17 protein-coding genes are annotated in these 19,845 nt (G+C 38.5%); 8 read left to right on the forward strand and 9 right to left on the reverse strand.

From position 1 onward, the window contains the following. Nucleotides 1–121: 121 nt before the first annotated feature. From CL42_RS17010 to CL42_RS07235, 3 genes are all read left to right on the forward strand, one after another. Entirely contained in the window at nucleotides 122–295 is a 174-nt protein-coding gene (locus tag CL42_RS17010) for a hypothetical protein (RefSeq protein ID WP_155756967.1), read from the forward strand. A gap of 296 nt (nucleotides 296–591) precedes the next feature. Next, on the forward strand, nucleotides 592–840 hold the full coding sequence (locus CL42_RS07230) for a DUF2798 domain-containing protein (RefSeq protein WP_035266689.1): 249 nt from the start codon (nucleotides 592–594) through the stop codon (nucleotides 838–840). Nucleotides 841–961: 121 nt separating this feature from the next. Further along, nucleotides 962–1,837 carry an SDR family oxidoreductase gene (locus CL42_RS07235; protein WP_035266690.1) on the forward strand — a complete coding sequence of 292 codons (876 nt, stop codon included), beginning with the start codon at nucleotides 962–964 and terminating at the stop codon, nucleotides 1,835–1,837. A gap of 56 nt (nucleotides 1,838–1,893) precedes the next feature. Here CL42_RS07235 and CL42_RS07240 read toward each other — a convergent pair whose 3' ends face one another. From CL42_RS07240 to CL42_RS07250, 3 genes are all read right to left on the reverse strand, one after another. Further along, on the reverse strand, nucleotides 1,894–4,314 hold the full coding sequence (locus CL42_RS07240; protein ID WP_228133242.1) for a glycerophosphodiester phosphodiesterase family protein: 2,421 nt from the start codon (nucleotides 4,312–4,314) through the stop codon (nucleotides 1,894–1,896). 264 nt (nucleotides 4,315–4,578) lie between these two features. Beyond that, complete coding sequence (locus CL42_RS07245) at nucleotides 4,579–7,038, reverse strand: glycerophosphodiester phosphodiesterase family protein (RefSeq protein ID WP_035266691.1); 2,460 nt, start codon at nucleotides 7,036–7,038, stop codon at nucleotides 4,579–4,581. Nucleotides 7,039–7,177: 139 nt separating this feature from the next. Further along, nucleotides 7,178–7,468: a hypothetical protein gene (locus CL42_RS07250; protein ID WP_155756968.1), complete on the reverse strand. Its 291-nt coding sequence runs from the start codon at nucleotides 7,466–7,468 to the stop codon at nucleotides 7,178–7,180. A gap of 131 nt (nucleotides 7,469–7,599) precedes the next feature. On the opposite strand from CL42_RS07250, the gene CL42_RS07255 reads away from it, so the two are divergent. After that, a complete protein-coding gene (locus tag CL42_RS07255) occupies nucleotides 7,600–8,592 on the forward strand; it encodes an NAD(P)H-quinone oxidoreductase (protein WP_035266693.1) in 993 nt (330 codons plus the stop codon). An 82-nt stretch (nucleotides 8,593–8,674) separates the two neighbouring features. On the opposite strand, the gene CL42_RS07260 is transcribed toward CL42_RS07255, so the two are convergent. Continuing rightward, the gene (locus CL42_RS07260; protein WP_035266694.1) at nucleotides 8,675–9,352 is read right to left on the reverse strand and encodes a YetF domain-containing protein; all 678 of its coding nucleotides are present in this window, start codon (nucleotides 9,350–9,352) and stop codon (nucleotides 8,675–8,677) included. A gap of 309 nt (nucleotides 9,353–9,661) precedes the next feature. Here CL42_RS07260 and CL42_RS07265 point away from each other — a divergent pair, with 309 nt between their 5' ends. Next, nucleotides 9,662–11,323, forward strand: coding sequence for a diguanylate cyclase (locus tag CL42_RS07265; RefSeq protein ID WP_035266695.1), 1,662 nt, complete (start codon nucleotides 9,662–9,664; stop codon nucleotides 11,321–11,323). Nucleotides 11,324–11,380: 57 nt separating this feature from the next. After that, on the forward strand, nucleotides 11,381–12,418 hold the full coding sequence (locus CL42_RS07270; RefSeq protein ID WP_051586557.1) for a hypothetical protein: 1,038 nt from the start codon (nucleotides 11,381–11,383) through the stop codon (nucleotides 12,416–12,418). A 42-nt stretch (nucleotides 12,419–12,460) separates the two neighbouring features. Here the strand turns inward: CL42_RS07270 and CL42_RS07275 are convergent, their stop codons facing one another. The 3 genes from CL42_RS07275 to CL42_RS07285 all read right to left on the reverse strand — a co-directional run bounded on the left by CL42_RS07275 (nucleotide 12,461) and on the right by CL42_RS07285 (nucleotide 17,324). Next, complete coding sequence (locus CL42_RS07275) at nucleotides 12,461–13,126, reverse strand: HNH endonuclease (RefSeq protein ID WP_035266696.1); 666 nt, start codon at nucleotides 13,124–13,126, stop codon at nucleotides 12,461–12,463. Further along, complete coding sequence (locus CL42_RS07280; protein ID WP_035266712.1) at nucleotides 13,119–14,363, reverse strand: AAA family ATPase; 1,245 nt, start codon at nucleotides 14,361–14,363, stop codon at nucleotides 13,119–13,121. Before CL42_RS07280 ends, CL42_RS07275 begins: the two co-directional genes overlap by 8 nt. A gap of 66 nt (nucleotides 14,364–14,429) precedes the next feature. Further along, nucleotides 14,430–17,324 carry a valine--tRNA ligase gene (locus CL42_RS07285; RefSeq protein ID WP_035266698.1) on the reverse strand — a complete coding sequence of 965 codons (2,895 nt, stop codon included), beginning with the start codon at nucleotides 17,322–17,324 and terminating at the stop codon, nucleotides 14,430–14,432. A gap of 187 nt (nucleotides 17,325–17,511) precedes the next feature. On the opposite strand from CL42_RS07285, the gene CL42_RS07290 reads away from it, so the two are divergent. Both CL42_RS07290 and CL42_RS07295 read left to right on the forward strand, forming a co-directional pair. Further along, nucleotides 17,512–18,192 carry a hypothetical protein gene (locus tag CL42_RS07290; protein ID WP_035266700.1) on the forward strand — a complete coding sequence of 227 codons (681 nt, stop codon included), beginning with the start codon at nucleotides 17,512–17,514 and terminating at the stop codon, nucleotides 18,190–18,192. Between the two features lie 18 nt (nucleotides 18,193–18,210). Beyond that, nucleotides 18,211–19,017 (forward strand): SDR family NAD(P)-dependent oxidoreductase, encoded by an 807-nt coding sequence (locus CL42_RS07295; protein ID WP_035266703.1) that lies wholly within the window; start codon nucleotides 18,211–18,213, stop codon nucleotides 19,015–19,017. 159 nt (nucleotides 19,018–19,176) lie between these two features. Here CL42_RS07295 and CL42_RS07300 read toward each other — a convergent pair whose 3' ends face one another. After that, nucleotides 19,177–19,617: a YbjQ family protein gene (locus CL42_RS07300; protein ID WP_035266705.1), complete on the reverse strand. Its 441-nt coding sequence runs from the start codon at nucleotides 19,615–19,617 to the stop codon at nucleotides 19,177–19,179. Nucleotides 19,618–19,626: 9 nt separating this feature from the next. After that, on the reverse strand, nucleotides 19,627–19,845 hold a 219-nt coding region (locus CL42_RS07305; protein WP_035266706.1), incomplete at its 5' end, for a YbjQ family protein.

The following is a 19,845-nucleotide window of genomic DNA, read 5'->3' on the forward strand; positions in this document are numbered from 1 at the left end:
ATTGACTGATTTAAACAAAACCCGCCTGATGGCGGGTTTTTTTTATTTAAAATTCAATAACGATCACACTAGTCTTAATGAGCTATGATAGGGTGAACATTAACCATAAATTAGAGATATTATGAAAATAGTAGCGTATTTGCTTTTGATGTTCTTGACGGCGTGTATGAATGCTCCGATAGAACAAAAACAACCCAGTAAAGCCTGTTTAGAATACCAACAGATGATGACAGCGCCTATGCCTAGAGAAGCTATGCAAAAACTGCAAAAAAAATGCTTGGAATCTAAAGAATAGAGATTAACGGTAAAATTGAACTAAAAACTTAAAACATTTTCGTAGAGTAGAAAAGCTAAAAAATAAAATCATCGTTTAAAGTTAAATATTTTTTTATTGCTCATGAGTCTTGATTAAGATGGAAACTAATCCATTCTATTTAATATTCATTTACTAAGAAAAATTATTCAATCATGCCTCAAGGTTCAAAATTTTAAAGATATTCGATTAGTTTTGTGTGCTTGAAACTTGAAAAATATAGGAATAGTGATTGCATTGGTGCTAAATTAAATGAGATGAAATGATTAGGCGCTACAATGAATAAAGCACTCCCAAAATTTCACCCCAAACATCTCAATTGGCTGATGCCGTTAATTTTGTCATGTTTGATGAGTGGTTCAATTTCTTTAATTAATATTGTAATGAATCGTGGATTTTTTGATGGGATCTGGGCGGTCTGGATAAAGACGTGGGCAATGTCTTGGTTAATCGCATTTCCATTGATCTTAATATTTTTACCTGTGGTAAGAAAAATTTTAATGCGTTTTGTAAAAACTATCCCATAGTCCTTGAAGGAAAGGTTTGATTAGCATTTAAAACAACAATTATAAAATTCTATGATCTTGCAACTGTTAAAAAATCGGGATAATTTTGCAAGTCGATAAAAATTACAACCTAAGGATTGGCATGACATATAACTCAGTATTCAAGGAAAAATTATTTCAGAATCAGGTCATCATTGTGACAGGAGGTGGTTCTGGTATTGGACGTTGTACAGCTCATGAGCTCGCATCATTAGATGCACAAGTGATTATTACAGGGCGTACCCAAGAAAAACTCGATAAAGTTGTTGCTGAAATCATGGAAGATGGTGGCAGAGCCTATGGCATCGCTTGTGATAATCGTGATGAGGCACAAGTGAAAGCCATGATTAGTGAAGTGATTAAAAAATTCGGACGAATTGATGGCTTGGTGAATAATGCAGGCGGACAATTTCCAGCGCATTTAGAAAAAATCTCAGCCAATGGGTTTGATGCTGTCATTCGAAATAATCTACACGCTACATTCTATCTCATGCGCGAAGCTTACAATCAGTGGATGAATAAGCATGGTGGAAGTATTGTCAACATGACTGCTGATATGTGGGGAGGTATGCCGAATATGGGACATTCAGGCGCAGCCCGTGCAGGCGTTGATAATCTGACCAAGACAGCTGCTGTCGAATGGGGCAAATCTGGAGTTCGTGTGAATGCCGTAGCACCTGGATGGATTTTGTCATCGGGTATGGATACATATACTGGTGAAATGGCTGAAAAAGTGATTCCAAGTATGGCGGAGAAAGTTCCTTTGCAACGCATGGGAACAGAAGCTGAAGTATCATCAACTATCGTCTATTTGTTGTCTGAAGCGTCTAAATTTATATCGGGTGTCACGATACGGATTGATGGCGCAGCTTCTCAAGGCACACGTATATTTTCATTAAGTCCGGCTGAGAATAATCAAGCCTATGATGGATTTCACCGTTCTTTTTTACCCGAAGTGATTCAAAATTTAAAAAAATAAGAAATGCCCAATTGAAGCTTTAAACTTAACAATTGGGCATGTAAATTTAAAGTTTCTTACTGAATCGTGACTGTCACAGGTTTACCGTACAGGGTGTAGCTATAATTCGGAGCAATCGTGTATTGATAGCTCGGCATGACATAGGCTTTGCCTGTTTCACTAAACGTAATCGACTGACCATTTTTACTATATTTGGCAGAACCAGGCAGAACAATCATTGAATTAAAGTTTTGTGCTGAAGCCTTACCTATCTGAGTAACTTTTTCTCCACTAAAAACAACAGGCTGTCCCACTTTCGCAGTAATTTGACCTGGAGTATTGATCTTGACGACTAAATCAGAAGATTCATGAGCATAATCGGTGGTTAAGCCATGTGTTCCTTGTACATACATACGATTAAAATCATCTTTATTGGTACGGAATGTCCAAGGCCAGAAAGTTACGCCACGTAAGCTCGCCATTGACATTAACTCTTTGCTTAATCCTGCAAAAGACGGGTTAAATGTAGAAGAATATTTTTGAGTCGCGTCTAATATTCGACGTGTGTTTACAATATTGCTTTGTGCGTTCGGCGTATTCGTTAAGAAGCCTGTAGAAACACCCGGTAAGGTATTTTTCATCTGTAAGATTTGATCACCATTAAAACTGATGACAATCGATTGATCATAGGCATTGTGCTTATCTAAAAGTTCTTTAATCTTCGCTACAATTTCAGGCTTAGCACTTTTAATTTCGATGAAATTGGTCACATGGGGGTATTTTTTGACTGCCGCCAAAACCTCATCCATGGTTGGAACTGGGCGACCATTCGGAATAGTACGTAACTGACGAATTTCAGCTAAGGTCAGATCTTCAGTATTTCTGTTATCACCTGTGGTACGTTTTAGCGTCCCGTCATGCATCAAGAAAACATGACCATCTTTCGATAGATAAACATCATATTCAACTGCGTCAGCACCCACCTCAATAGCTTTAATTGTTCCTTCTAAAGTATTTTCATCCTCTAAAGCTGGAATGCCACGATGGCCTGTGATGAGGGGTTTTCTTAACAGGGTATTCGGTGTCATCTGCTTCATAATGTTTTGGAAAACATCTGGCTGTAGTGTATAGATCCCATTAATCCCAGTGCTTAAAATATCAGCTGCTTTGAATGCATCAATGCCATCTTTTTGATCTGGATGAAGTGTGCTTGCCCAAGGTGTAATTAATAAGCGTTGTAGATGAGATACGACTTCTGATTGCACTAAGTGCGGCGGTAAAATGACAATTTTTGATAAAGAAGAATTGGTATTATGAGCAATTTTTACAATATCTGATTTACTATTGGTTAAACCAGATTGTTTTGAATAGTCGAGTGCTGTACGCAAAACAGGGATTTCAACACGAGCTTTACGTAAGAGTTCAGGCTGATCCGACACCAAGGTGATATCAGCGAGATCATAGTTTTCTGTCAACGTTTTCAGATTACGAATTGTTTTTTCTGAATTGATCGTTAATAGCGGAATATGACGTCGTGTTGAATCATTTAAATAATCTTTTAAATGAGTAATTTTCTTTTGATCTTGGTTAAGAAGATTGAGTTGCTCATCCAGTTGATAGGCAACATGAGTTGCTAATGGAGCTGAGTTCAGTGTAGTTGCGCCAGCAGGCTGAGCGAGTGCTGGTGCCATAGAGACTGGCAATTGCTGATCGATTAGATCTGTAACTCGATTAGACTCTGGTAGGGCTTCAAGTTGCTCAGTCACTTTAATTGAATCTACACGCATCAAAGTGCCTGCTGTAGAAATGCCAATGCCACCCTGATTTAAATTGTAAGGTAGCGTGCTATCGAGTACGAGTTCATCATTAATATAATGGCGTACGCGTTGACCATGTACGATGACTGTTGCTTTGTAGGTTTTATTTAACTCAAAATTCTCTTTATGAGCAGATTTTTGTAAAACATTCCATGTGTTGTTAGGTTGACGCATAGAAAGTTCAAGACCACTTGCAGCGGTTGCATCAACACGAAATGCGAATTGATAATACGGCGTAAAAGCTGGATCAGCATATTGATCAGCGGCACGATAGATGATGCTACCCCAACGCCCGCCATTGTTCTTTTCTAAGAAAGCAAAATCCATATCGATACGATAATTACGATGTTGCTGTAGTTCGTTTGGCAACATGATGGTCGTCATTTGTGTATCGTGCGCCGTACCATTGATGAGTAGTGCTTCATCTTTAACCTCAAGATTCCCTGGACTGCTGCGAAGTTGAGTCCAATTGTTTGGAATAGCAGTTAAAGCATTGAAATTTTCTTCAAAAAGTATTTTGGGTACAGGAACTTCAATTTCTGGTGTTTCAGGTTCTGGAGATGGATTAGGATTTTCTGTTTGATCTGGATTTGATACAGCATTTTTTTGATCATCATCGGAGCAAGCTGTTAAGCTTAATGTTAATAATATTGCTGACGTCAGTGTTGTAAATTTCATCATTAAAAAGTACTCGAAAAGTATGTCCCTAAGCGAGACACAATCTAAGTACGTAAAATGACAACTCTATGGATTTGTCATAAAGTAAAAAAAATATTACATATTAAATATTTATGAAATTCATCAGTTTTAAATACTGTCGTGTTTAAGCGGTGAACATCATTAAAAGTCCAGTTGAAATCTTATGAAAAGATGAGGAAAAATGCCATTTTCGAAAAAAACCAACTCAGCGAACTGAATTGGTCTCCAAATATCAATGTGGCTTTCTTATTGAATGGTCACAGTCACGGGTTTTGCATAGATGGTATAGGTGAAATTGGGTGCTATGGTGTATTGGTAGCTTGGCATGACATAGGCTGTACCACGTTCACTGAAACTCACAGATTGACCATTTAGACTATATTTTGCAGAGCCTGATAGTACGAGCATCGTATTGAAGCTTTGGTAACTAGATTGACCCAGTTGCGTTAATTTTTGCCCAGTGATTTGTAAAGGTTGACCAACAGTTGCTGATATTTGTCGTGGAGTTTCAATTTTGACCACAAAATTCGATGCATCTTGTGCATAATCTGTGGTCAACCCATGTGTACCTTGAATGTACATACGATAGAAATCATTTTTAATTAAACGGAACGTCCAAGGCCAGAAGGTCACCCCACGTAAACTTGCCAGATACATGACATCCTGATTCAAACCACTATAATTCGGATTGAATGTTGAAGAAAATTGTCGTGTTGTTTCCAAAACTCTTCGAATGTTTAGAAAAGTAGTTTGTTCCTTTGGTGGATATACCAATAAACCCGTTGATACACCTTTTAGAGTGTTCTTCATTTCAAGAATTTGTTGCCCATCAAAACTTATGACAATGGCTTGACCATATGCATCATATTTATCAAGTAAATCTTTAATTTTTGAAATTATTTCGGGTTTTGCACTCTTAATCTCGATAAAATTGGTGACATGTGAGTACTTTTTAACTACTGCAGCCAATACTTCATCCATCGTCGGTATGGCAAGTCGCTGCCCGGTCGTTTTTAGTTTACGAACTTCTTCGAGCGTCATGTTCTCAATATTTTTTGCGATACCCGTTGTGCGTAAAACCGATTTATCATGCATTAAAACGACATGGTCATCTTTCGTCAGATATACATCATATTCCACGGCATCAGCACCAACTTCTATCGCCTTAAGAATACCTTCAAGGGTATTTTCATCAACTTGAGATGGAATTCCACGATGACCTGTAATGAGTGGTTTACGAAGTAGGGTGTTGGGCGCCATTGAGCGCATGATGGAATGAAATAATTCAGGCTGATGCGTATAAATGCCATTTACTCCTGTTGTTAATATCTCAGCGGCTTGATAGGCATCAAGCTTAGGACTGGTCTGTCCAGAAGTATTGTGGGTAAAACCTGCCCAAGGTGTGATCAATAAACGTTGCAAGTGTGCAACTACATGAGACTGAACCAAATGGGCTGGTAAAATCACAATTTTAGAAAGTGCTGTATTGGTTGCCTGTGCAATTTTCACAACACTATTTTGATCTGAAATCAAATTGTACTTTTCAGACCAATCCAATGCTGTACGGATTTCTGGAATCTCCACACGCGCTTTTCTTAATAGATATGGATCATCAGAGACTAGCGTGACATCACTAAAATCATAATCTGAAGACAAAGATCTTAATTCAGCCAGTGTGTTTTCAGAGTCGATATGCAGAAGAGGAAGTGTTCTTTTGGTTTGATCAGAAAGAAGACTTCTGAGGTGCAGCGAGGTCTTATTGTCGAAATCTTTTAAAAATAATTGTTCATCAAGTTGGTAAGCAATATAAGTGGCGGTATGAGCGTTATCATTTGTTAATGAGTCGGCTGGTTGCGCTAAAGCAGGCGCCATTGCAACTGGATATTTGTGATCAATGACATCTGTAATCCGATCTTGAGTAGGGAGGGCATCAAGTTGTTCAATCACCTGTATTGTGTTGACCTTCATCAGCAATCCTGCTGCTGAAAGTCCAATGGCACCTTGGTTTAGGTTGGTGGGTAATTCACCATCAAAAACCAATTGATCATTCAAGTAATGACGAACACGTTGATCATGAACAACAACTGTAGCCTTATAAGGTGTATTTAAAGCAATGTTTGATTCGAATTTGGATGTATCGATGACATTCCATGTGTTATTTGAGCGTCTAAGTGCGAGTTCTAGACCATTATAAGCAGATGCATCTGCACGAATAGCAAATTGGTAGTATGGTGTATATTCAGGTTGAGCAAACACATCTGAAGCTCTATAAATAATACTTCCCCAACGAGTACCGTTATTACGCTCAAGGTATTCAAATTCTAACTCAATTTTATAGTTGCGAAGCTTTTGAAAATCCGAACTTAACATGATGGTGGTGGGTTTGGTTAAATCTTTGCGACCATCAATCAGTAAGGCACCTTCTTTAAATTGAATGCTACCTGGATTTGAAGGCAGAATATTCCAATCAGAAGGTATTGAATAAATTTCAGTAAAATCCAGATTTAAATACGTTTTTGGTTGTGGAACATTGATCGGTCTTTCAGGTTCGAGATCCGGTGGTAGAGATGGTTCTGGATCTTCAGGCTGAATTGGTATGGTTGGTTCAGGGGCACTTGGTGTGGTTAATTTAGGTTTATCTTCCCCAGAGCATCCTGCTAAACCGAGCATGAGCGATAGTATGACAACTAGAGTCTGCTTTTTCATGTTAAAAATTCTCGAGTGTACGATCCATGACGACCTTAAAATTTAAGACATTAAGGTTACAATTCCGTTGTAAATCAAAAAAATACGAAGCTTTGTTTGTATTATTGAGTTATTTTAATATTCGTGTCTGAGGCAAGGTTTAAAATAAAAGATTTAAAACTTGCCATCCACCAATAATGACACGAATGATCCCCAAAGCGACGAACAATATCATTTCAAAAAAACAGAAAACTAAAAAAGTCCAACCTGCTGCACCATCCACTTTGCTCGCATCGTATTCAATGTATAGCAATAACAACACCAGCCCAATTTGGAAGTAGATCATCGCAATTACTGCTGAATCCCATGGAAAACTTAACAAAAAAGTCCAACAGATGATGACCAAGGCAGCAAAACTGCATGGCAAAATAAATTGCAGCAAGTAACGCATATTATTTTCCCCCAAAAATAATGATTCGTTTTCATCCTTATACATAAGTAATACAGGACTTTATCAATGTGATCAACTATGATGAAATTGATTGAAATGAATGAAAAGTATTGTAAATAAAGGATTTGATTATGGCACAAAGCATGCAACACGTGATCATTACTGAACCAGGCGGCGTTGAGAAGTTGGCTTATGAAACGGTTGATATTCCGCAACCTAAAGACAATGAAGTCTTGGTGAAAGTACATGCTTTCGGCATTAACCGTCCTGATATTTTACAGCGCCAAGGTTTATATCCAATGCCTAAAGGGGTCACACCTGTACCTGGGTTAGAGGTATCAGGGGAAGTCGTTGCAGTAGGGGCTGAGGTAAACGCCTATCAGGTGGGGGATCAAGTGTGTGGACTTACCAATGGTGGTGGTTATGCGGAATACTGTGTGGTGCCTGAATCTCAGCTGATTAATATTCCTGCAGGGGTGAGTCATATTCAAGCTGCTGCAATTCCAGAAACATTTTTTACCGTTTGGGCGAATATTTTTCAAATGGGCAAAGCTAAAGCAGGGGAAACGGCTTTAATCCATGGCGGAACCAGTGGGATTGGAACAACGGCATTGATGTTGTGTAACGCATTTGGCTTAAAAACTTTTGCGACTGTTGGTTCAGATGAGAAACTAAAAGCAATTCAAGATTTGACGCATGCAATTAATTATAAAACGGAAGACTTTGAACAGGTCATTCAGCAAGCGACGGAAGAAAATGGTGTAGATATTGTTTTAGATATGGTTGGAGCGCCTTATTTAGCTCAAAACCTGAATATACTACGTCGTGATGGACGTTTGGTTTATATCGCATTTCTTGGAGGAGCTAAAGCCGATGGCGTAAAATTAGGTCAAATCATGATGAAGCGTTTAACCATTACTGGCTCAACCATGCGTGCACGTACCACAGCAGAAAAAGCCAAAATCGCTCAAGATTTAAAGACACATGTTGCGCCGTTATGGGCAAAAGGTGAATGTCTACCGATGATTTATAAAACTTTTAATTTTGATGAGATTCAAGCGGCTCATTTGGCAATGGATGCAGGTGATCACATTGGTAAAATTGTGGTGAAAGTCTTGGATTAATCTCAACCACCTATGTTCGATTGAGTCAGCGCTGAGGATGAATAATCTGCTTCGTCCCAACAGACTGTAGATTATTCATCTGCTAACCAATTCTTAGACTGTTCATTGCTTGCGTCCAATCTTGGCAAGAACAGCGCGGACAATCTTGAAGTGGTTGCTGAAGTTCAGTACAGAATCCACAATGTGTACACGCATATATTACGCTAGGTTTTACCTTGTATATTGATTGAGCTTGATCTGGAAAAATTGGTAAGCCATATTTAACTTGCTCATCGGGATAAAACAAAATACTGAAATTCCCATCGGACTCTAATAGACCGACTCGAATTTGACCTAAATGCTCAACAGATTGACGACGCATTTCCGAAAAGAACTCATCATGCGACATATTACCTCGCTTGAATGCTTCAAGGACGAGCATGCCATCTTTAACGATGTAGCAGGATTTACCTTCGACTAAGTCTTCGAAAGGCTGATATTTCATCATTAACCACGTTGTGGTGCGGTAAAGTAAGATGATCACACTCATGACGACTACGGCTTGAATTAAGGGTAAATCCTCCGTAAACATTGGATCTCCAGCAATTGATCCAAGACAAAGAATAATGGCAACTTCAAAGATGGAGAGTTGTCTAACCCCTCGCTTGCCTGTCAAACGAAGAAACAGAATGATCAGTAAATACATCACCACACATCGGATTAAAATCTCGAAAACAAATACCCATGTGGTGTCGTAAAAAAAGATAGAAGCAAAATCCATTTGTTTCTCAATTTTCTAGGTGATTCTACTTAAGCTATCAAGCGCCAAAAAAAAGAAATACAGAATTATTGTCGAATTATTATGACTTTATGTAGATGTGGTGCGTGACTTGAATATTAAATCATGTTGTTTAAAAGATAGGGAGTGGAATTACAGTTGTTAATGTTAATCAGGATTTTGAATATATGAGATAAGGTTGGCATTTTTTATTCATTACAATGAGCTGAAATGTTTGTTATGTATTTGTAATATTCTGTTATATTCTTATGGTTGCATGTTTCGGTGTTTAACCAAGAGTTAAGGTGTATTTTGGATTCATTCCGTAATCGCGTTCTGTTCATATTTGCTGGGTTAACCATTATCCTTGGGATATGCGTATCGCTGTATATTGGAAATATCGCATCTCAGCACTTGGCTAAAGCCAGTGGACAGACCCTACATGTCGCAGCAAAAAATATCAGTAATGCCTTGGCAACTTCTCTTGCCGAACGCGAGCGCGAAATGGTGCTGCTCAGCCAATCTCCTTTCTTTTCAGAAGCAAATCTAGATGATCCACGTGTCCGTACACGCTTGGAACAAGTCAAAAATGCGTATGTCTATTATGCTTGGATGGGGGTAACGGATTTAAACGGTGATGTTCAAATCGCTGCGGATGGTATTCTTGAAGGTGAAAATGTTTCTTCACGGCCATGGTTTAAGGCAGGTTTACAGGGTACATACTTAGGTGATGTGCATGAAGCTGTGTTATTGGCAAAAAAAATTCAAGCTTTAAATCCTCATGAGCCGATGCGTTTTATTGATTTCGCAACACCAATCTATGATCCAAATACTCAAAAATTAAAAGGAGTGTTAGCTGCACATGCAGATTGGGAGTGGGCACGTCATATTCTCAATAGAGCTTTATCTCAAACAGCATCTCAGCGTGGCATAGAAGTCTTTATCTTAAATAAACAGGGTGAACTGCTGTATCCATTTAAAAGTATTGGACGAGTCCAGCCACCTCAATTTCAAGTCAACGATGCACTTTATTATATTGATGATTGGAATGAAGGACAGGATTTCTTAACCGCAAATATTGCGGTGGAGTCCGAGACTAAAAGTGATATTGGTTGGCATGTGGTTATTCGTCAACCTTTGGCGATTGCTTTGGCTGATATGCGTGATTTGCAGTTCAAAATCTTTCTGATTGGTTTATTCGTCTCGCTGTTTATCTTTTATGTGATTTATCAACTTGCCAATAAATTGAGCAGACCCATTGAGGCTTTAGCCAAATCGGCTTATGCGGTCGAACAGGGAGACGTGCATACGGCATTTCATAGTCAAAGCAGCATCCGTGAAATCCAAGGATTATCACATTCTCTACAAAGCATGACGCAAACCTTATTGGAACAAAAACAACAATTACTTGATGCAAACCAATCTCTAGAGCGTAAGGTTCAAGAGCGCACTCGAGCACTTGAATTGGCTAATCTTGTGTTGATTCGATTGTCACGACATGACGCATTAACAGGTTTACACAATCGCCGTGCTTTAAATGAGCAACTTGAATACTTGTTTGCTCAACATAAAAGAAATCAAATTGGCTATGCAGCACTTATATTGGATGTCGATTATTTTAAGCAAGTCAACGATCAATATGGTCATGATCAAGGGGATCAAGTGTTACAACAAGTAGCAAAAATCCTTGATCAAGCAACACGTGAAACCGATTTTGTGGCACGTTATGGTGGTGAAGAATTTGTAATTTTATTGCCTGCAACACATCTGATGGGTGCGCAAGTTTTGGCAGAGAAAATTCGTACATTGGTGGAACAAGCTGTTATTTTGGCAGAGAAAACTTTGACCGTCAGTATTGGTGTCAGTGTGACTGATCTCAACGATGCTGATGCTTATGCCATTCTTAAACGAGCAGATCGACATCTTTATCAAGCAAAAGCCAATGGTCGAAATCAAACTGTGATCGATGCTTAAATAAAGCATCCACATTTTGTTAAACTCAGTATTCTCTCATTGGACTAAACACCTGACGTGACTTCATTCGAAATTCAATCCAGTTCTTCTGCACAACTTGTTCAAGATCATAAGCTACGGGTTTTGATTAATCAGATTGAGCAGCAAAAATTACAATTATCCGCATGGCAACACGCCCAAGAAGAAATTCGTACCTACACGCAGAAGAAACTTATTCCTGTCTATCGTGATGTTTATAAAGTGATGTTTCAGCAATTACAAAGTCTATGGAATAGCCTAAGTCAAATAGATTTAAATAAGTCGTCTCAAAAGGTTGTGGAAGAGAAGTGTTTTAACTTGACCCAAATGTTGAGCAAATCAAATATGCTCAATGAAACTCAACTTGAGACAGTTGAAAAATTCCATATTTATTTCGAACAGGTGTTTGCTCAACCACGAAATAAGCAAGATAAAAAGAACAACTTCGAATCTAGTCAAACACCAGATGCTCATGGTGAACAAAATGATTCAACGATTGATGACGATTCGTTATGGGACAAAGCGCAGTATCAACAAGCAAGGCAGCAAGCCAAACTTAAACGGCAGCAAGATAAACAAGCCGAAGCAGAAAAGTTAGTGAATCAATCGCTAAAAACCGTATATTTAAAGATTGCCTCGATTATTCACCCTGACCGTGAGCCTGATGAGTCGAAAAAAGCGGAAAAGACCGAGCTGTTACAGCGTGCTAATGAAGCCTATGAACAGGAAGATTTGTTCTATTTATTGAAACTTCAGCTTGAAGTTGAGCAAAGTAAAAATGGTTCAAATAAAGGTTTAACAGCGGAGCAAGTTAAGTTTTATCAGCAGGCTTTAGAAGCACAAAGCCAAGCATTAAAAAAGCAAATTCAGGAATTGATTGACTCGCTTGTGTGGTCAAATAAAGCCAAAATTGCGGTGAGGAAGTCGAAAGGGCAATTGAATATTACGGACTTATATAAGCAGATTGATGCGGATGTGTCTGCGGTGAAGCAACAGCTTAAAGCGGAAAAGCAAAGGTTGATGTATATGGGGAAAAAGACTGGGTTGGAGATGTTGTTGGAGCATGGGGTGCTTTAATGCTTTTCTCCCTCTCCCTTTGGGAGAGGGTCGGGGTGAGGGTTACTGATTTAAAATCTCTGATAAAAATGGATCATTTCTGACATATGTTTTCCAAAACGCTGAAAAGGGATAATTAGGTTTGAGCATATTACTTATTCTTTCGACTAGATCATCTTTTTCTCTTTGCAATAAACGATTTAAACCATTTTTTAGTTGGAAACGTAAATTTTGCAAATAAGCATGTTCTTCCAATATCTTTTCTTTCAAATATTGATGGCTCACTTGCTGATTACCACTATTTGCATTGTTATAGCACTGCTCTAATAATGCTATGGTTTTATTTGTGAGTTCAAACAAATCAGAATCATTATTTAATGCATTGATTAAGATAATTTTACCATTTGGAACGCTTGGTGCTTCTAAAGAAATAGCCGTATCTACATTATGGCTTTCTTCACAACAATCTAGTAATTCCTTATGTCTTGAGCCTTTAATACTATTGCAGTGAGAGCAAGCATAATAAAGATTATTCCAATCGGTTCTTAACTTTTCACTTTTGTTAAGGTGTGGCACAAAGTGTTCTACATTGATATAACCGAAATCTGCTTGTTCACACAAATAACATTTAGATAAGAAATCTTTTTTCAATTGTTTAACTACAACTGGATCTGTGTAATCCGAATTAGTCCAATCTTCGGGTCTTTCTGATCGTATAACTTTAAACATCAAGATCACCTAGTTCTTGATTGTCTAATAAATGATTTAATGCCTTGAAGTAAAAAGATTTAGATTCAACATCAAGTTGTTTTGCGAATGGTGAAATATTTTTTAAAAGATCTCTAAGTTTCTCATAATTATTAGGATCTTTATTTAAAATTTCAGCGATAGCTTTAATTTCTGATTCTAATTGTGCCGATTTTATTTCTACATGGAATAAACCTTTAATAACCGATTCGTATGAATAGCGACTTAAATCTTCTTCAAAAAATTCACCACTAGAAATGTCATAAACTACAGTATCATTGTCTGTTGATGTAATAACAAAAGGAGAATGAGTGCTTACAATAAATTGAATATTTGGAAATGAATCTTTAAAGAATGGGAGAATTAACTTTTGAAGTGATATATGTAAATGAGCATCTATTTCATCAATTAATACAATTCCCTCTAAATCAGAAGGTGTTATATCAAAAAATTCCGTTCTTAATAAAAGATCAGCAAAAATATCAAAAATTGCTTTATATCCAGAAGATAAATTTTGGAAAGTTGTGTAGTTTTTTCCATTATAAATTTCAAATTTTCTTTCTTCATTTTTGAAAACTAACAGTGTTTTTTCGTTTTCAAATAATTTTTTTAAAGAAATTTCAAAATCGCTAAACCAGTTCTCAAATTTTTTCCCTTTGATTTCATTTTGTTCAATACCTTTAGCAAAAGCTTCAGATGTTTTTAAGTTGACAAGATGTTGTTCTAGACGGCTACCTATATTTTGCCTAAATGCGTTTCTTGCTCTTTCAATTTCAGTATTAGACAGAGTAGTTTGTGTAGACTCATCAATATGAATCTCACGCATAGCATCAAAATTTCTAAAGATTGCTTTATATTCTTTATATTTATTTTTGAACTCTTCAAAGTTTATTGTTTCAATATTAAAACCAGTTTCAAGTAGTTTTAATTTTCCTTGATATTCTTTGACTAGATTCTTTAATCCTTGGGAATCTGGATTTGAAGGCCCTAACCGGTGAATCTCTGACTGCCAATGAGAAATATTATTTTTATATTGTTGTTGATTATCATTTAATGAATCTAAATCATTATTTAAAGTTTCAAAAAGCTTATTAAGGAAACTTGTTTTTCCGCTACTATTTCGTCCAGTGAGAATCAAATTTCTCCCATTTAATGGAATATTGATGTCATAAAGGTTTGCATGTGGAATCTCTCCACTAATGTTTACTAAATACTTCATATTTAAAATTATAAAGGGCTGAATAATCAGCCCTTTATACACAAATTAGATCAAACTAACAACAAATTAAAGCGCTGCAATCTGCTCCATATTCGCTTTAATCTTCGCTAACTGATCAGCAAACTCAGCAAGTTTTACTTTCTCGCCTTCAACCACAGCCGCAGGTGCTTTAGCCACAAAACCTTCATTCGCAAGTTTAGTTGCAATTTGGTCATGCTGTTTTTGAACCTTGTCTAAGTCTTTTTGTAGACGACCCAACTCCGCTTTCGGGTCAATTAAACCCTTCATTGGAACGAATACAGACACATGACCGACTACAGAAGATGATGACAATGGTGGTTGTTCAGCATCAGCCAAGAACGTAATGCTTTCAACTTTTGCCAATGCTTTAAACAATGGTTCAATACGGGCAATCTGTGCTTTTTCTGCATCAGTTGTGTTTTGAAGTAGAACAGGCAACAAGCGAGCATTACCTAAGCCCATCTCACCACGGATGTTACGTACCGCACCAATCAAACCTTGAAGCCACTGCATATCTGCTTCAGCTTGTTCGTTGTTAAGCGCTTGGTCAGCAACAGGGTACTGTGCCAACATAATCGTTTCGCCAACGATGTTGAGTTTTGGCGCAAGTGTTTGCCAGATTTCTTCTGTCAAGTAAGGCATCAACGGATGAGCCAAACGTAAAGACGCTTCCATCACAGAAAGAAGAACACGACGTACTTCAGCTTTACGCTCAACCGATACATTTTCATCATTCAGAACAGGTTTCGTCAGCTCGACATACCAGTCACAGTATTCATTCCAAATGAACTCGTAAATCGCTTGTGCAGCCAAGTCTAAACGGTAGGTTGCAAATGCGGTTTGCACCGCTTGTTCTGCTTTTTGTAGACGGCTTATGATCCACTGTTCAGGCAATTCCCAAAGGTCTTGACGCACTTCTTGGCCAATCACTTGCTCTTCGCAGTTCATCATCACGAAACGCGTCGCGTTCCAGATTTTATTCGCAAAGTTACGGTAACCTTCAACACGCTTCATGTCGAACTTAATGTCACGACCCGTGTTTGCAAGCGCACAGAATGTGAAACGAACCGCATCTGTACCGTAAGATTGAATACCTTCAGGGAATTCTTTACGAGTCGACTTTTCAATCTTCGCCGCTTGTTTCGGGTTCATCAAACCTGTGGTACGTTTTTGTACTAAAGTTTCAAGATCAACACCGTCAATCAAATCTAATGGGTCAAGTACATTACCCTTAGATTTAGACATCTTCTGACCTTCGCCATCACGTACCAAACCGTGTACATACACAGTTTTGAACGGCACTTGAGGTGTACCATCTTCATTTTTCATGAAGTGCATCGTAAGCATAATCATACGAGCAACCCAGAAGAAGATGATGTCGAAACCTGTTACAAGAACATCAGTCGGGTGGAAGGTATTTAAGAAGTAGTTTTCTTTATCTTTCGCTTCGTCACCCGTCCAACCTAAAGTTGAGAATGTCCAAAGCCCAGATGAGAACCATGTATCCAATACGTCTTCGTCTTGATCTAGTTGAACATCTGCAGGGATGTTGTTTTTCGCACGAACTTCATCTTCGTTACGACCGACATATACATTGCCTTCTGCATCGTACCAAGCAGGGATACGGTGACCCCACCACAATTGACGAGAGATACACCAGTCTTGAATGTTGTTCATCCACGCCATGTACATGTTGCTGTATTGCTCAGGCACGAACTTAATACGACCATCTTGAACCGCTTCAATTGCAGGTTTCGCAAGTGGTGCAATCTTCACGTACCATTGGTCTGTGAGTAACGGTTCAACAATTACACCTGAACGGTCACCACGAGGTGGCTTCAATGTATATGGTTGAATTTGATCTAACCAACCTTCAGTTTCCGCTTGTTCAACTAACTTTTTACGTGCTTCAAAACGCTCTAAACCAATGTAGTCTGCAGGCGCAGGAATGGTTTTAGAAATTTGCTCACCCGCTTTTGCGATATATTCAAACTCAGCCAACACTTCAGCATTTTTGTTGAAGATGTTGATGATTGGCAATTCGCAACGTTTACCCACTTCATAGTCATTGAAGTCATGCGCAGGGGTAATTTTTACACAGCCTGTACCGAATTCTTTGTCTACGTATTCGTCTTTAACGATCGGAACCGCACGACCTGTGATTGGTAGGATAATGTTTTGACCAACTAAGTGTGCATAACGTTCATCATCAAGTGCAACCGCAACTGCTGTATCACCCAACAAAGTTTCAGGACGAGTGGTTGCCACAACAATGTGATCTTTACCATCGTGCGTGCGAAGTGACTTATCTTCAAAGAAATATTTGAAGTGCCAAAGTGAACCTTGTTCTTCTTTATCAGACTCAACTTCTAAGTCAGAAAGGGCGGTTTGTAATTTTGGATCCCAGTTTACAAGGCGTTTACCACGGTAGATCAAACCATCTTCGTGAAGTTTTACAAACACTTCTTTAACAGCGTTTGATAAACCTTCATCCATGGTAAAGCGTTCACGTGACCAATCAACAGAAGAACCTAAACGACGAATTTGACGGGTAATATTACCGCCAGATTGTTCTTTCCATTCCCATACTTTATCGATGAACTTTTCACGACCCAAGTCATGACGGCTTACGCCTTGCGCGCCCAACTGACGCTCTACAACCATTTGCGTTGCGATACCTGCGTGGTCAGTCCCTGGTTGCCAAAGCGTGTTAAAACCTGACATACGCTTATGACGTGTCAAAGCATCCATGATGGCATTGTTAAAACCATGACCCATGTGCAAGCTACCAGTGACGTTTGGTGGCGGAATCATGATACAGAAAGACTCGCCTTTTTCAGACGGCTTAAAGTAACCGCGTTCTTCCCAAGTTTGGTACCATTTTTTCTCGATCTCGGTCGGATCGTAGGTTGTAGCAATATTTTGCGCTGAATCAGTCATAGTTCGAACAGATCAAAAGTAGATAAAAAATTGCATCTATTGTAGCAAAAAAAATGCATGGAGAGGCACGTTAAGCAAATGCATTCTCGTTTCAAATCACACACAATCGAACAGTAATTGATTTTGAATAACACTAAAGCCAGCGTCAACTCGCGGAATCGGCCTGACAATAAAGGATAACAATAGCATGACCTATACTATTTCTTTGCGCTTACAACCTGAAACTTATCAGCAATATCAAACTATTCACCAAAAACTCAATGCAGGAGATCGTGAAGCGCAAGCTAAAATTCTTGGAGATAATCTGTCCAAAATTGCTTGTGAGATTATTGATCAAGCCTTTGGCACACTGGTCAAAGATTCTAATGCAAAGGATCAAGACTCAGCAAAAGTATTGAAACAAGTGCAAGATGCAATCTTGAAATACATGCCTTGGTCGGTATCTTTTTTTGGTAATGATCGCTTAACGCCTATGGTGAATCATGTACAAAGTTTGATGTATGAACAAGATGGAAAATACTATATTTCATACCCAGTTGAAAAAGTTATTGTGAATGAGTTACTGGGCTGTGCAGAACGTATGCGTGAAGGTCAAAATCAATATGTTGCTCCCGGATTAAAAGCCTTCACTAAAGTGGTTGATCAAGGCGTTACGAGCTTAATTCGTGAGCCTAAAAAAATGCTGAAATTTAATATGGTGGTGGATAAAACCTTAAATGGTGTGATCAGTCTGACCACAGGATTAGGGTACAAGCGATTTGAAAATTTAAGCAAAATTCATGATGCACAAAGTATCGTGAAGTACTTTGACCATTTTCTGGTTTTTCTTGATAATGAAGGACAGCAAAAAGCAAAATTAAATGCTTAAACCATAAGGATAAAGGGAATGGCAAAGTTGGAACAGCTTGATCAGAAAGTGGTGTGGATTACAGGTGCATCATCAGGTCTTGGTAAAGCGTTGGCTGCTGAATGTGCCAGTTTAGGGGCACAGGTTATTTTGACGGCTCGTCGTTTTGAAGAGCTGGAAACGGTAAGGCAGTCTTTGGCACACCCAGAACGACATATTTCCATTAAAGCGGATATCACAGATGAATCACAAGTTCGTCATGCTTATGAACAAGTTCTCCAACAAAAAGGACGTATTGATTGGTTAATCAATAATGCAGGTCTATCACAACGTGCATTAATTAAAGACACGACCATGCAAACTGAACGTGCGATCATGGAAGTTGACTATTTCTCTCAAGTTTTTTTAACCAAAACGGTTTTGCCGACTTTTCAGCAACAAAAGTCAGGACGAATTGCCTTTATCTCAAGTGTCGCTGGGTTATTGGGCACACAATATCGTGCGACTTATTCGGCAGCCAAAGGTGCGATTCATATGTGGGCGAATAGCTTACGTGCTGAAGTTGCGCAAGATGGTGTGGGTGTCTCGGTAATTTTCCCAGGATTTGTGAAAACCAATGTGTCCTTTAACGCATTAAACGGTGAAGGAAAGCCCCAAGGTTATCAAGATGAGGCTATTGAAAATGGTTTAGAAGCAGAGGAATTTGCTAAACAAACCGTACAGGCATTATTGAAAGGGGATGAGTATATTGTCGTGGGTGGGGCAAAAGAAAAATTAGGCGTCTTTATTTCACGGTTATCACCAGCAATACTGTATCGAATGATCCGAAAAATGAAAGTAAAGTAAATTTTAATGATCATGCAATTATCGATGAGAAAAATTTAATCAACTATGTTTGGGTTTTTATCTCAATGATCATGCGAGTGATAAGGGATTTAAAGACTCCTCAAGTAAAGTGTACGGCTTGAGTGACTACTACATACTTGTAGAGAAAAAGAGAGACTTTTAGTCTCTCTTTTGTATAGCAGTTCCGTAAGCGAAAACTTCAACCATTCCACCTTGAAGACCTAAATCAGTGGTGCTGAGTCTTAATCCTAAGATTTCAGTTGCACCCATTTTTTCTGCTTCAAGTTTAAGTCTAACGATAGCTTCACGTCTTGCACGTTCAACAATACTTTCATAACTGCGTAAGCGTCCACCAAAGAAATTTTGGATTTGCGCAAGTACAAACTTAAAATAATCATGCGAAATCACAACATTACTGCTGATCATTTGTCCATGGTTTTCAGAAGTTTTAAAACGCTGACTATCTAACTTGATATAAGCTAAGCGCGCTTCTTGTTCATCAAGTTGCTTAAGATGCTTTTGTTCATTATAGCGACCAAATCCAAATCCAAGACAAAATAGGATGAGAAAGATGACCACCTGAAAAATGATACCATCCATAACGAATCCTTAAGAGGTGAATGGATCAGGAATTTTAGGTGCATTCGGTGTAACATACACAGCTGTGCCATAAACAAATAATTCGGAAGCACCTTGGGTAATATTGGAAGTTGAGAAACGAATTCCGACAATCGCATTCGCCCCTAAGCCACGTGCTTTATCAATCATACGGTTCATTGCTTCTTGACGAGACTCTTCAAGTAATTCCGTGTATGCGGTGAGTTCTCC

The sequence above is a fragment of the Acinetobacter sp. Ver3 genome (genome assembly GCF_000632455.1).
Classification (GTDB): Bacteria; Pseudomonadota; Gammaproteobacteria; order Pseudomonadales; family Moraxellaceae; genus Acinetobacter.